The sequence below is a fragment of the Rhizobacter sp. P2_H3 genome, from assembly GCF_056403355.1.
The window spans coordinates 38,982-51,521 of sequence record NZ_JBFUFQ010000020.1 but is presented as its reverse complement, the minus strand read 5'-3'; the positions used below and the strand labels follow the sequence as shown (position 1 = coordinate 51,521).

13 protein-coding genes are annotated in these 12,540 nt (G+C 68.7%); 8 read left to right on the top strand and 5 right to left on the bottom strand.

Going from position 1 to position 12,540, the window contains the following annotated elements:
* Both AC1D1T_RS06655 and AC1D1T_RS06650 read left to right on the top strand, forming a co-directional pair.
* Positions 1–1,115 (top strand): M66 family metalloprotease (locus AC1D1T_RS06655; RefSeq protein WP_477991667.1); only part of this gene is annotated, 1,115 nt, incomplete at its 5' end.
* A gap of 230 nt (positions 1,116–1,345) precedes the next feature.
* A complete protein-coding gene (locus AC1D1T_RS06650) occupies positions 1,346–3,394 on the top strand; it encodes a peptidase inhibitor family I36 protein (protein ID WP_477991666.1) in 2,049 nt (682 codons plus the stop codon).
* An 18-nt stretch (positions 3,395–3,412) separates the two neighbouring features.
* On the opposite strand, the gene AC1D1T_RS06645 is transcribed toward AC1D1T_RS06650, so the two are convergent.
* The 3 genes from AC1D1T_RS06645 to AC1D1T_RS06635 are packed head-to-tail and all read right to left on the bottom strand — an operon-like array spanning position 3,413 to position 5,318.
* Positions 3,413–3,820 carry a group II truncated hemoglobin gene (locus tag AC1D1T_RS06645; RefSeq protein WP_477991665.1) on the bottom strand — a complete coding sequence of 136 codons (408 nt, stop codon included), beginning with the start codon at positions 3,818–3,820 and terminating at the stop codon, positions 3,413–3,415.
* Positions 3,817–4,635, bottom strand: a complete 819-nt coding sequence (locus AC1D1T_RS06640; RefSeq protein ID WP_477991664.1) for a MinD/ParA family protein — start codon at positions 4,633–4,635, stop codon at positions 3,817–3,819. The genes AC1D1T_RS06645 and AC1D1T_RS06640 overlap by 4 nt, the downstream gene beginning before the upstream one ends.
* Positions 4,636–4,649: 14 nt before the next feature.
* On the bottom strand, positions 4,650–5,318 hold the full coding sequence (locus AC1D1T_RS06635; RefSeq protein WP_465114227.1) for a GGDEF domain-containing protein: 669 nt from the start codon (positions 5,316–5,318) through the stop codon (positions 4,650–4,652).
* 275 nt (positions 5,319–5,593) lie between these two features.
* On the opposite strand from AC1D1T_RS06635, the gene AC1D1T_RS06630 reads away from it, so the two are divergent.
* From AC1D1T_RS06630 to AC1D1T_RS06620, 3 genes are all read left to right on the top strand, one after another.
* Positions 5,594–6,451, top strand: a complete 858-nt coding sequence (locus AC1D1T_RS06630) for a CheR family methyltransferase (RefSeq protein ID WP_047507462.1) — start codon at positions 5,594–5,596, stop codon at positions 6,449–6,451.
* Positions 6,452–6,494: 43 nt separating this feature from the next.
* Positions 6,495–7,139: a chemoreceptor glutamine deamidase CheD gene (gene cheD, locus AC1D1T_RS06625; RefSeq protein WP_465114228.1), complete on the top strand. Its 645-nt coding sequence runs from the start codon at positions 6,495–6,497 to the stop codon at positions 7,137–7,139.
* A 62-nt stretch (positions 7,140–7,201) separates the two neighbouring features.
* Positions 7,202–8,296: a protein-glutamate methylesterase/protein-glutamine glutaminase gene (locus AC1D1T_RS06620; protein WP_477991663.1), complete on the top strand. Its 1,095-nt coding sequence runs from the start codon at positions 7,202–7,204 to the stop codon at positions 8,294–8,296.
* Here AC1D1T_RS06620 and AC1D1T_RS06615 read toward each other — a convergent pair whose 3' ends face one another.
* Complete coding sequence (locus tag AC1D1T_RS06615) at positions 8,297–8,581, bottom strand: hypothetical protein (protein WP_465114230.1); 285 nt, start codon at positions 8,579–8,581, stop codon at positions 8,297–8,299. It lies immediately after the preceding gene.
* A gap of 101 nt (positions 8,582–8,682) precedes the next feature.
* Between AC1D1T_RS06615 and AC1D1T_RS06610 the strand changes: the two genes are divergently transcribed.
* The 3 genes from AC1D1T_RS06610 to AC1D1T_RS06600 are packed head-to-tail and all read left to right on the top strand — an operon-like array spanning position 8,683 to position 11,294.
* A complete protein-coding gene (locus AC1D1T_RS06610) occupies positions 8,683–9,606 on the top strand; it encodes a LysR substrate-binding domain-containing protein (RefSeq protein WP_477827257.1) in 924 nt (307 codons plus the stop codon).
* Positions 9,607–9,657: 51 nt separating this feature from the next.
* Complete coding sequence (locus tag AC1D1T_RS06605; RefSeq protein WP_477827256.1) at positions 9,658–10,554, top strand: DUF2167 domain-containing protein; 897 nt, start codon at positions 9,658–9,660, stop codon at positions 10,552–10,554.
* The gene (locus tag AC1D1T_RS06600) at positions 10,551–11,294 is read left to right on the top strand and encodes a site-2 protease family protein (protein ID WP_477827255.1); all 744 of its coding nucleotides are present in this window, start codon (positions 10,551–10,553) and stop codon (positions 11,292–11,294) included. Before AC1D1T_RS06605 ends, AC1D1T_RS06600 begins: the two co-directional genes overlap by 4 nt.
* Before the next feature lie 16 nt (positions 11,295–11,310).
* On the opposite strand, the gene hemW is transcribed toward AC1D1T_RS06600, so the two are convergent.
* Positions 11,311–12,540, bottom strand: a complete 1,230-nt coding sequence (gene hemW / locus AC1D1T_RS06595; RefSeq protein WP_477841495.1) for a radical SAM family heme chaperone HemW — start codon at positions 12,538–12,540, stop codon at positions 11,311–11,313.

The following is a 12,540-nucleotide window of genomic DNA, read 5'->3' as shown; positions in this document are numbered from 1 at the left end:
CGTCGGTCACCGTGCAGTCGCACCCGACCTACGTGTCGAGCCGCGTGACCACGCTGCCGACCACCGATGCCGGCTGGAGCGATGCGTTCGGCAAGATCCTCGGCGAACTGGCCGATCTGCATTCGCTGGAAGGCGCGGCGAAGCACGACCACTACTTCGGCTTCATCCCGAAGCGCACCTGGGGCCTCGCTGGCCTGGCCTACCTGAGCAGCCACTCCGGCGTCGGCTTCGACATGCCCGACCAGCCGACCACCGTGCGCGACGTGGTGGCCCACGAAATGGGCCACAACTTCTCGCTGCCCCACGCGGCCTGCGGCGGCGCCGGCAGCCCGGACCCGGCCTACCCGTACCCGGATGCCAACCTCGGCAAGGCCGGCCGCTACGTCTGGCCGTACCTCGCGGACAGCAACACCTTCTACGACCCGCGCCCGACCGATCGCCACGACATCATGAGCTACTGCGGCGGCCAGGTCTTCTCCGACTACAACTACCGGAAGATGCAGACCTACCTGACCCCGGCGGACAAGTCGATGGTCAACGAGGCGGCTGCCGCAGTGACCTCGGCCACGCAAGACCTGCTGCTGATCAGCGGCGAGATCGGTGCGACCGGCACGGCCGAGCTGAACCCGGTGAAGTCGCTGGTGGGTCGTGCGGAAGCCCCCGAGGCCGGCCAGTACACGCTGCGCATCGTGTCGGCCAGCGGCACCACGGACATCCCGTTTGCGCCGCGTACGCTGGACCATGACAGCACGCTGCAGCACTTCGGCTTCACGATCCCGAACCCGGGCGCGATCCAGAGCATCACTGTGCTGCAAGGTGCGAAGACGCTGCTGAACTCGCAGGCCAAGGCCGCCAGCACCACCGAGCGTGCGCAGGCCGCGACGCCGCAGGTTCAGGTGCAGGAGAGCGGCGGTGCGCTGAAGCTCACGTGGGATGCAGCGCGCCACCCGTACCTGACCGTGACCTGGGTCGGCACCGAGCAGCGCCGCAACCTGGCGCAGGACCTGCGCGGTGGCAGCGTCACGCTGCCGAGCGCCGATCTGCCGACCGGCGGCAGCTTCGAGCTGGCACTGTCGGACGGCCTGAACGCGGTGCGCGTCTCGCACGCTCGCTGAGGCTGGAACCGAACCCGCCGTGAGGCGGGCCTGCAACAAGGGCGCTCAGGCGCCCTTGTTGCGTTGGTCATGCCATCCATGCAGACCCTCCACCGCCTATTCGTTCGCGTGTTCACAGCGCCCGACATGACGACAGAGGGGGAACCGCGACTCCACATCGGCCACTGAGGGAACTCGCCGGCTGGCGCCCACGGCCACGGCGAATTTTCAATCTCTCTCCAGGAGCTGTCATGAGAGTAGCAACGCGCCCCGCATCTGAACCATGGAAGCACGGCAAGCCATCCTTCCTGTCGATGCTCCCCCTGGCAATCCTTCTGGCCTCATGCGGCGGGAGCCAGCAGGAATCGACACCGGACGCCTCCGACCCGGAGCTCAACGCCGCCGCAGTGACCACGGACACCATCACGTCCGCTCCGGTCTGTTTCTATCGGCACATCAACTACCAAGGCGAGACGTCCTGCACCAACGCCAACGTGGCGAATCTGATCTCCAGCGGATGGAATGACCGGATCTCGTCGATCAAGGTCGCCAGCGGCTACACGGTGGAATTGTTCGAACACGTCAACTACCTGGGACGCTCGCTGAAGCTCTCGGCAGACACCTCCGACCTGATGGCCGAGGGCTTCAACGACATCGCGTCGTCGATGAAGATCACCGCGCCGGCCACGTCCACGCCGCCGATCAATCCGGGTACCACCCCGTCGCCGCCGGTGTCGAGCATCCAGGTCGCGCAATCGCTGCTGTTCAACAGCGACGACAGCGCGCTGGTGCTGGTGTCCGGCAAGGCCGCGCTGGTGAAGGTCAACGTCACGAGCATCGGCAAGACGACCAGCACCAAGCCGAGCGGCACGCTGCGCGTGACCAGCGCCGACGGCGCCATGCGCGACCTCCTGCTGACGGCCCCCACCGGCGCGCTGCCGGCCGCCGTGTCGGCCGTGCCCAGCTTCACCGATTCGTACACCGCCACCGTGCCGGCCGATCTGGTCAAGACGGGCGTGAAGTTCACCGCGCTGATCGGCAGCGCTGCAGGCAAGACCATCACGCCGCGCGTCGGCGGCGGCACGCCGATGAAGTTCGTGCCGATCTCGGTCCAGATCGCSGGCACCGCCGGCAAGCTGCCGGYSAGCCAGGCMGCYCACCTGCAGGCGYTGTTCCCGGTCTCGTCGGTCAGCGTGCAGTCGCACCCGACCTACGTGTCGAGCCGCGTGACCACGCTGCCCACCACCGAGACCGACTGGCGCACGGCGTACAGCAAGATCCTCGGCGAACTGGCCGACCTGCACCTGCTGGAAGGCGCTGCCACGCACGATCATTACTACGGCTTCATCCCGAAGCGCACCTGGGGCCTCGTCGGCCTCGCGTACCCGAGCGGCAACGTGGGCGTCGGCACCGACATGCCCGAGCAGCCGACCGCCGTGCGCGATATCGTGGCGCACGAGATGGGCCACAACTTCTCGCTGCAGCACGCGGCCTGCGGCGACGTCGCCGTTCCCGACCTGGACTACCCGTACCCGAATGCCACCCTCGGCGAGGCCGGCCGCTACATCTGGCCGTACCTAGCGGACAGCAACACCTTCTACGACCCGCGCCCGACCGATCGCCACGACCTCATGAGCTACTGCGGCGGCCAGGTCTTCTCCGACTACAACTACCGGAAGATGCAGACCTACCTGACGCCGTCGGACAAATCGATGGTCAACGTGTCCGCCGCCGCGGTGACGTCGGCCACGCAGGACCTGCTGCTGATCAGCGGCGAGATCGGTGCCTCGGGCACGGCCGAGCTGAACCCGGTGAAGTCGCTGGTGGGTCGGCCCCAGGCCCCTGAGGCCGGTGCGTACACGCTGCGCATCGTGTCGGCCAGCGGCACCACGGACATCCCGTTTGCGCCGCGCACGCTGGACCATGACAGCACGCTGCAGCACTTCGGCTTCACGATCCCGAACCCGGGTGCGATCCAGGGCATCACCGTGCTGCAGGGCGGCAAGACGCTGCTGAACTCGCAGGCCAGGGCCGCCGGCACCGCCGTGCGCGCGCAGGCCGTGTCGGCTCCGCGGGTGCAGGTGCAGGAAAGCGGCGGTGCGCTGACGCTCACCTGGGATGCGGCGCGTCACCCGTACCTGACCGTGACCTGGGTCGGCACCGAGCAGCGCCGCACCCTGGCACAGGACCTGCGCGGCGGCACCGCCACGCTGTCGAGCGCCGACCTGCCGACCGGCGGCAGCTTCGAGCTGGGGCTGTCGGACGGCCTGAACGCGGTGCGGGTCTCGCACACCCGCTGATCGCGACAACAAGGGCGCTCAGACGCCCTTGTTGCGCATCCAGTCCGCGGTCTGGAAGAAGGATTCGCGCAGCCGCGTGATCAGCGCCGGGTCGAGCTCGGTTTCCTGCATCGCCTGGTGCATGCAGGCGAGCCACTGGTCGCGCTCCAGGATGCCGATCGAGAACGGCAGGTGGCGCGCCCGCAGCATCGGGTGGCCGAAGCGCTCCACGTAGTGCTGCGGCCCGCCGAGCCAGCCGCACAGGAACCAGAACAGCTTGTCGCGCGCGGCGTCCAGGCTGGGCCCGTGCGCGGCGCGCAGCGCGGCATAGCCGGGCTCCAGGTCCATCAGGTCGTAGAAGCGGTCGACCAGCGAGCGCACGACGCCCTCGCCACCGACCCATTCGAACGGCGTGGCGGGCTTGGATTCGGGGAGTGCCTCGCTCACGGCGTCGCGAGCCTGGCAGCGATCGCCACGATGGCCTTGGCGGCCTCGCAGCCGGGCAGCGATTCGAGCAGCAGCTGGCGCTTCTGCACCGCCTCGCGCACCGAGGGGTCGATCGGCACCTCGCCCAGCAGCTCGAGCTTCAGCGACGGATCGGGCCCGGCCAGCTGCGGCGCGACGAACTTGTCGACCACCTGCTGCAGCTGCCCGCGGATCACGCGGCCTTCGCCGGCGCGGTTGACCTGGTTCACCACCAGCGAGATCTTCGTGCGCTGCTGCTGCGTCGCGAGCACCTTGATGGTCGCGTAGGCATCGGTCAGCGAGGTGGGTTCGGGCGTCGCGACGACCAGCACGTCGTCGGCCAGCGAGACGGCGTAGAGCACCACGTCGGAGATGCCGGCGCCGGTGTCGAGCAGGATGCGGTCGTAGCGCGGCGCCACGGTCTCGATGATCTTCAGCAGTTGCTCGCGCACCTCGGCGGTCAGCCGCGAATACTCGACCAGGCCGGAGCCGGCCAGCAGCACCGAGAAGCCACCCGGTGCCGGCAGGATCGCGTCTTCCAGCTTCGCCTTGCCGGTGAACACGTCGTGCAGCGTGATCTTCGGGAACAGGTTCAGCACCACGTCGAGGTTGGCGAGGCCGAGGTCGGCGTCGAGCACCAGCACCCGCTCGCCGCGGCGCGCCAGGGCCGCCGCGAGGTTCGCCGACACGAAGGTCTTGCCCACGCCACCCTTGCCGCTGGTCACGGCCAGCGTGCGCGCACGGTGCCCCGTGTGGGGAGGCGGCGCGGCAGCAGCGGCGGTTTCTGGGGTGCTCATCGCTTGCTCAACATTCATTCAATGTCCTGGAACTGCGACGTACCGAACAGCATGCCCTTCTCCTCGGCGCTGACGAGCGACACCGGCGGCTGCTCGAGACAGGCGCGGTTGCGGCCCTCGCGCTTGGCGCGGTAGAGCTGCTGGTCGGCGCGTTCGATCCACAACGTGGCCGACGAGCGCACCCACTGCGGCGCGAACGCCCCGCCGAGGCTGATCGTGACCGACAGCGATTGCCGCCGCGCCACCGTGACCGGCGTGCCCTCGACCTTGCTTCGGATGCGCTCGGCCACCATCTGGCCGAACGCCGGCGGGCAGTTGGGCAGGATGATCGCGAATTCTTCGCCGCCGAAGCGGGCCACGGTGTCCATCGGCCGCACGCAGCTCATCAGCGAGGCGGCCACGGCCTTCAGCACCAGGTCGCCGGCCGCGTGGCCGTGCGTGTCGTTGACCATCTTGAAACGGTCGATGTCGACCATCAGCACCAGGGCCGGCTCGCCGGCGCGCGCCACGCGGTCGATCTCGCGGGCGAGCGCGAGCTCGAACTGGCGGCGGTTCGACAGGCCGGTCAGCGCGTCGCGGCTGGACAGGTCGCACAGCGCGTCGATCACCGACTGCAGCCACACCGTCTGGCCCACCTGCGCGAAATCCGGCAACGAGTGCCCCGACTGGCCCAGCAACTGCAACGCTGCGGCCAGCCGCAGTTGGGGTGCGGGAGTCGGGTCAGGCGTTGCGGGTACTGCTGGAGATGTGGACACGTCGAGCCCGGGGCTGTATGGATTCAGTCTAGCAGCGGACATATTCACGCCCACTCCTGAAATACGCGGTGATTGGCACCCATCTCAACCCTTGGGGGCCTCTCAAGGTCCCCAGACTGGCAACCGATAAGCCGTGGAAGGTGGCCGCATCGGAGTCCGCTGGTCCCGTCTCGAACAACATCCGAACGATCTCTGGAGACTTCATGAGTGCTGCGTCCCCTGCCGAACTCGCCGCGTTGCGCAACGCATCCGACCAGGAGTTCAGCTTCGGCACTGCCGATTTCGAACGCGTGCGCCAGCTGATCTACCAGCGCGCCGGCATCAGCCTGCATGCGGGCAAGCAGGCGATGGTCTACAGCCGGTTGTCGCGCCGCCTGCGCGAGACCGGCCAGCGCAGCTTCGCAAGCTACCTGCAGTGGCTCGAAGGCGCCAGCGGCCCGCAGGCCGACCGCGAATGGCAGGAGTTCGTGAACTGCCTGACGACCAACCTGACCTCGTTCTTCCGCGAGGAACACCATTTCCATGCGCTCGCCTCCGACCTGAAGGCGCGCGCCGGCCAATCGCTGCGCGTCTGGTGCAACGCCGCCTCGACCGGCGAGGAACCGTATTCGATCGCGATGACCTGCGCCGAGGCGCTCGGCCACAGCGCGGTGCGCATCATCGCGAGCGACATCGACACCAACGTGCTCGCCACCGCCGGCCGCGGCGTCTACCCGGCCGATGCGCGCGGGCTGACCGCCAACCACCATCGCGCCCACTTCCTGCGCGGCAAGGGCGACAACAGCGGATTCATCCGCGTGAAGCCCGAGCTGGCGCGCATGATCGAGTTCCGCGTGCACAACCTGATGGACGCGCGCTGGTCGCTCGGCGAGCCGTTCGACATCGTGTTCTGCCGCAACGTGATGATCTATTTCGATGCGCCGACACAGCGCAAGGTGCTGGAACGCATCCACGGCGTGATGAAGCCCGGCAGCCTGCTGTTCGTCGGGCATTCGGAGAATTTCACGGATTCCAAGGACATCTTCCGCCTGCGCGGCAAGACGGTCTACGAACGGGTCTGAGCCTGCTCAAGCACCCCCCGCAGCCCGCCGATATGGAAAGACCATGGCCTTGATCAGCTCCAACACCCCCGCGGCCGGCTCCCGGCTCGAGCGCCTGAAGGGCGCGCCGCGCAAGCCGGGGGAGGCCTCGTTCTTCTTCTACGACGCGCACTTCAGGAACGACGCCGTCAAGATCCTGCCCGGCGAGTACTTCGTGCACGACGAGGACATGCTGATCATGACCACGCTCGGCTCGTGCATCGCCGCCTGCCTGTGGGACCGCAACGCGAAGGTCGGCGGCATGAACCACTTCATGCTGCCCGACGGTGCCGGCGATTCGGGCCGCTACGGCTCGTACGCGATGGAACTGCTGATCAACGAGATGATGAAGCGCGGCGCGAACCGCATGACGATGGAAGCCAAGGTGTTCGGCGGCGGCCAGGTCATCAGCGGCATGAACACGATGAACGTCGGCGAGCGCAACACCAGCTTCGTGATCGACTACCTGAAGACCGAGCGCATCCCGATCGTGTCGAAGGACGTGCTCGACATCTACCCGCGCAAGGTCTGCTTCCTGCCTGGCAGCGGCAAGGCGATGGTCAAGCGCCTGGCGCCGGCCCACACCGATGCGCTGGTGCAGCAGGACCGCATCGCCGCGCAGAAGGCCGTGCCCGCCGCGACCGGCGGCGGCTCGGTGGACCTGTTCTGACCGCCCGACAACAACGCAAGACAAACGACAGCGACAGCGAGACAACCCTGCAAGGCACGAACATGGCAAAGACACGCGTGGTGGTGGTGGACGATTCGGCATTGGTGCGCAGCCTGCTCACCGAGATCATCAACCGGCAGCCCGACATGGAGTGCGTCGGCGCGGCCAGCGACCCGCTGGTGGCGCGCGAGATGATCCGCAACCTGAACCCGGACGTGATCACGCTCGACGTCGAGATGCCGCGCATGGACGGCATCGACTTCCTCAGCAAGCTGATGCGGCTGCGCCCGATGCCGGTGGTGATGGTGTCCACGCTGACCGAGCGCGGCGCCGACGTGACGCTGCGCGCGCTCGAACTCGGCGCGATCGATTTCGTCGCGAAGCCGAAGATCGGCGTCGCCGACGGCCTGCGCCTGCTGGCCGAGGACATCACCGACAAGGTGCGCATCGCATCGAAGGCCCACATCCGCAAGCTGCACGTGCCGGCGAGCGCGCCGGCCGACGGCTCGGCCGCGTCCGCCCGCCCGGCCGCGCCGATCACCTCGCTCGGCCGGCTGTCGACCGAGAAGATCATCTTCATCGGCGCCTCCACCGGCGGCACCGAGGCGACCAAGGAAGTGCTGGTCAACCTGCCGCCGGACTGCCCGGCGGTGATGATCACGCAGCACATGCCGCCCGGCTTCACGCGCAGCTATGCGGCGCGGCTGGACGGCCTGTGCCGCATCCGCGTGAAGGAAGCGCAGGACGGCGAACGCGTGCTGCCCGGCCATGCCTACATCGCGCCGGGCGGCCTGCACCTGAGCGTGGAGCGCAGCGGTGCGAACTACATCGCCCGCGTGCAGGATGGCGAACCGGTGAACCGGCACAAGCCGTCGGTCGAGGTGCTGTTCAAGTCGGCGGCGCGCGTCGTCGGCCCGAACGCGCTCGGCATCATGCTGACCGGCATGGGCGCCGACGGCGCGAAGGCGATGCGCGAACTGCGCGACGCCGGCAGCTACAACCTGGTGCAGGACGAGGCCAGCTGCGTGGTGTTCGGCATGCCGCGCGAGGCGATCAACGCCGGTGCGGCGCACGAGGTGCTGCCGCTGACGCAGATCGCGACCCACCTGATCGAGCGTCTGCGCAGCACATCCGGGCTGTCCCTGAATCGCGTCTGATCACCAGCGCGACGGCAGTTCGCGCACGCCGAGGTGGAACTCGTCGACGCGGTGCGATTCGACCTCGCGCCGGCTCTGCGCGTGCGACACCACCCACTCGGGCGCGCCGATATCCCGCAGCGTGCGCGGGTTCAGGTCGAGCACCGCGTCGTAGCGGTGCTCACGCTGCCGGCGTTCCCTCCACCGCTGCCACGCCTCGACCGGTGCGAGCAAGGCCTCGCGCCAGCGCACGGCAATCGGACGGCACAGGGGCAAACTCGGCTGAAACACTTGCGGCGTCGACATGGCGGTCTCCTTCTTGATCGAGTGCTGGTAAGCATAGAAGCCAGCTCCCTGGGAAGGAATCGATTTGTTCAGCGCCAATTGGTCAGCTATGCTTACCAGTCATGCCGAACCACCGCCTGCCGCTGAACACGCTCCCGGCGTTCCGCGCCGTCGCCCGCCTGTCCAACCTGCGCGCCGCGGCCGAGGAGCTGAGCCTGACCCACAGCGCCGTCAGCCAGCAGATCAAGCTGCTCGAGGAACAGCTCGGCTTCCCCCTCTTCGACCGCCGTGGGCGGCGCATCGCGCTGAACGCCGCCGGGGCCGCGCTGCTGCGCGCGGTGGAGCCGGCGCTGGCCCAGCTGGACGACGGCATGCGCGCCGCGGCCGCTGCGGCCTCRGGCGCCGAACACCGCATCCGCGTCACGCTGCTGCCGTCGTTCGCGCAACGCTGGCTGCTGCCGCGCATGGCGCGCTGGCGCGAGCGCAACCCGCACATCGGCATCGAGCTGTTCGCGTCGCAGCAGATCATCGACCTGAAGCGCGACGGCTTCCATGCCGCGCTGCGCCAGGGCAGCGGCGAGTGGAAAGGCCTGGTCAGCGAGCGGCTGATCGATTCGCCGCTGATCGCGATCGGCTCGCCGAATGCCGCGCACCGGCTGCAGGGGCGCGATGCCAAGGCGCTGGCCGACGAGCCGTTGCTCGGCAGCCCAGGGCTGTGGGCGCGCTGGTTCGAGCTGGCCGGGCTGCGCGTGCGCGTCAACCCGGTGGCCGCCTTCAACGACGCCGGGCTGATGCTGCAGGCCGCGGAGCAGGGCCTGGGCCTGGCGCTCGCCCGCGAGCTGCTCGCCGCCGATGCGATCTGCGACGGCAAGCTGGTGCGGTTGTCGCCGCTGTCGCTGCCGGACGACGAGGCCTACGCGTACTGGCTCGTCTACCCGCCCGACCTGCGGGACTGGCCGCCGCTGGTCGCACTGCGCGACTGGCTGCGCGAAGAACTCACGCAATCCCAGGACTTGGTGAAGACACCCCCGATGCCCGTGCGCTAGCATGGCCCGGCGCGTGAGGGCGCGCAGCAGTCAACACCATTGGGAGGATCCATGAAGTTCATCAAGATCGCCGCCGCTGCGGCCCTGGCCGCCGCGTTCGCGCTGGCATCCACCGTGGCCCGGGCGGGCACCGCGGAAGACCGCCAGAAGGAAGGCGAAGCCGCCGTCGCCGCAGCGCGCGCCGCCACCATGAAGGGCCCGAGCGACATCCTGCTGCGCGACCAGGCCGTGCTGAAGCTGCCCGCGGGCATGGAATACATCCCGCAGCCGCAGGCCGGCCGCCTGATGCAGGCGATGGGCAACAGCAGCGACGACCGCCTGATCGGCCTGGTGCAGTCCAGCGGCGACCCGCAATGGCTGGTGGTCGCGCGCTACGAGGCCTCGGGCTACATCAAGGACGACGACGCGAAGGACTGGAACGTCGACGACCTGTTCAAGAGCCTGAAGGAAGGCACCGAGCAAGGCAACAAGCGCCGCCGCGAGCAGGGCTTCCCCGAGCTCGAGATCGTCGGCTGGGTGCAGAAGCCGAGCTACGACGCGGCGACGCACCGCCTCGTGTGGTCGATGGCCGCCCGCACGCCGGGCGAGAACGACGCGCAGCAGAGCATCAACTACAACACCTACGCGCTCGGCCGCGAGGGCTACATCACGCTGAACCTGATCACCTCGCGCGCCTCGATCGAGGCCGACAAGCCGGTGGCCGGCCAACTGCTGTCGGCACTGCACTTCAACGGCGGCAAGGGCTACACCGACTTCAACAGCAACACCGACAAGGTCGCCGAGTACGGCATCGCCGCGCTGGTGGCCGGCGTGGCCGTCAAGAAGCTCGGGCTGTTCGCGGTGATCGCGGCGTTCTTCCTGAAGTTCGCCAAGGTCGCGCTGCTGGCCGGTGCCGGGCTGCTGGCGGTGATCGGCAAGTTCTTCACGCGCAAGAAATCCGACACGTGATCAAGCTGCTCCTGCTGCTGTTCAGCGGCCTGAAGTTCGGCAAGCTGCTGACCACCGGCGGCACGATGCTGCTGTCGGTGGTCGTCTACGCCTTCATCTGGGGCTGGCGCTATGCGGTCGGCTTCGTCGTGCTGCTGTTCGTGCACGAGATGGGGCATTTCATCGCGGCACGGCAGCGCGGGCTGGCGGTCGGCGCGCCGACCTTCATCCCGTTCGTCGGCGCCTGGATCCAGCTGAAGGAGCAGCCGCACGACGCCGAGACCGAGGCCTACGTGGGCATGGGCGGCCCGCTGATCGGCACGATCGGCGCGCTGGCCTGCTACTTCGTCGCGCGCGACCAGCACATCGACTGGCTGCTCGCGGTCGCGTACTCGGGCTTCTTCCTGAACCTGTTCAACCTGATCCCGCTGAGCCCGCTGGACGGCGGGCGCATCACGCAGGTGATCTCGCCGTGGCTGTGGCTCGCGGGCGTGCCGGCGCTGCTGGCGATGCTGATGTGGCGGCCGAGCCCGATGCTGATCCTGGTGGCGGTGCTGGCCGGCTCGCAGCTGTGGACCGCCTGGAAGCAGCGCGGTGACCCGGCCGCGCAGGCCTACCGGGTTGCGTCGTTCGAGACGCGGGCGGGCTATGCGGTGACCTACATCGGGCTGGTGGGCTTCCTCGCGGTGATGACCTACGACCTGCACGAGATGCTGGAGCTGATGCGCCACGGGAGCGGCGTCAACTCGGGCAGCGTCTGAAGCTCAATCCGCCAGGTCACTCCGCCAGGAACAGCGACTGCAGGTCGCTGAGGAAATCCATCCCGCGCGTGGTCGGGCGCACCCAGCCGCCCTCCTGCTCGACGAGCCCCTGCGCCAGCGCCTTGTCGAGCGGCGCGCGGATCGCGCTCAGCGGCATGCCGGTGCGCTCGGTGAAGCGCACCAGCTCGAAGCCATCCACCAGCCGCAGCGCGTTCAGCATGAACTCGAACGGCAACTGCTTGCGCGCCACCTCTTCGTCCTGCGAGATGGCCGCACCGGCCAGCGCCTGCGCCATGTACTTCGCCGGATCGCGGTAGCGGATCTGCCGCACGACGCGGTGTGGAAAGCTCAGCTTGCTGTGCGCCCCGGCGCCGATGCCGAGGTAGTCGCCGAACTGCCAGTAGTTCTGGTTGTGCAGGCAGCGGTGGCCCGGCTGCGCGAAGGCCGAGACCTCGTAGCGCGCGAGGCCGCTCGCGGCCGTGCGCTCGACGATGCGGTCGAGCATGTCGAACGCGAGGTCGTCGTCGGGGATGGCCGGTGGGTGCTTCGCGAAGAAGGTGTTCGGCTCGATCGTCAGGTGGTAGATCGACAGGTGCGGCGGCTTGAAATCGAGCGCCTGCCTCAGGTCGGCATCGAACTGCGCCAGCGTCTGCCCGGGCAGCGCGTACATCAGGTCGAGGTTGAAGGTGTCGAAGCACTCGCGCGCCTCGGCCACCGCGGCGCGCGCCTGCGCGGCATCGTGCACGCGGCCGAGCGCCTTCAGCTTCTCGTCGTCGAAGCTCTGCACGCCGATCGACAGCCGCGTGATGCCGGCGGCGCGGTAGCCGCGGAAGCGGTCGCGCTCGAAGGTGCCGGGGTTGGCCTCGAGCGTGATCTCGCAGCCGGCCTCCAGCGGCAGGCGGGCGCGGATGTCGGTGACCAGCTGGTCGATGGCGGCCGGCGCGAACAGGCTGGGCGTGCCGCCGCCGATGAAGATGCTGTGCACGCGGCGGCCCCACACGAACGGCAGCGCCGCCTCGAGGTCGGCCCGCAGTGCGTCGAGGTAGCGCGCCTCGGGCAGCTCACCGGCCTTCTCGTGCGAGTTGAAATCGCAGTACGGGCACTTGCGCAGGCACCACGGCAGGTGCACGTACAGCGACAGCGGCGGCAGTGCGGCAAGTTGCAGCGTGCCGGGGCGCATGTAGCGGGCCACCATGTCACCGGCCGACTCGCCGGGCGTGGCCGGTGACGGGCCGATCGGGATCAC